General features: G+C 65.1%; 1 pseudogene. It reads right to left on the reverse strand.

Annotation, left to right across the window (positions count from 1 at the left end):
* Positions 1 to 43 precede the first annotated feature (43 nt).
* Positions 44 to 581, reverse strand: a pseudogene (locus tag AC4OR5_RS30940) (IS110-like element ISPa11 family transposase); the annotation flags it as partial.

Genomic DNA, 581 nt, shown 5'->3' on the forward strand with positions numbered 1-581 from the left:
AGCAATCGTGGTGGATGTTTCAACTACGGTGTGGCAGGAACGCTCAACCGGGCCGGTAGCATGTCTCCCGGCTGAGTAAGGCCCAAAGGATCCGGGCATTCTTGTTGGCCAGGGCAACGGCGACGACATTGGCAGGACGCCGTTGCAGCAGACCTTGCAGCCAGCGGCTGCGGGCATCGGTCTTGTTGGCGCAACAGCGCACGACTGCACGGGCGCCATGGATGAGCAAGGTCCGCAAGTAGGTATCGCCGCGCTTGCTGATGTTGCCCAAGCGCTGCTGCCCGCCCGTGGAGTGCTGCCGTGGCACCAGGCCCAGCCAGGCCGCAAACTGGCGGCCCGTGCGGAATTGCCGTGCATCACCGGCGGATGCCGCCACCGCGCTGGCGCTGATCGGGCCGATGCCTTCCACCGCCAGCAGGCGCTGGATGCGGGCATCGCCACGTACGTGAGCCTGAATCTGTCGCTCCAGTCGAGCGATGCGCGCCTCCAGCGTCTGCAATTCATCTTTCAATTCACGCAACAGCTCGCCCATCGGGGCCGGCAAGGACGCCGGTTCGGTAGCCGTGACCGTTTCGAGCAAG

Source organism: Pseudomonas sp. YA1 (assembly GCF_058680555.1).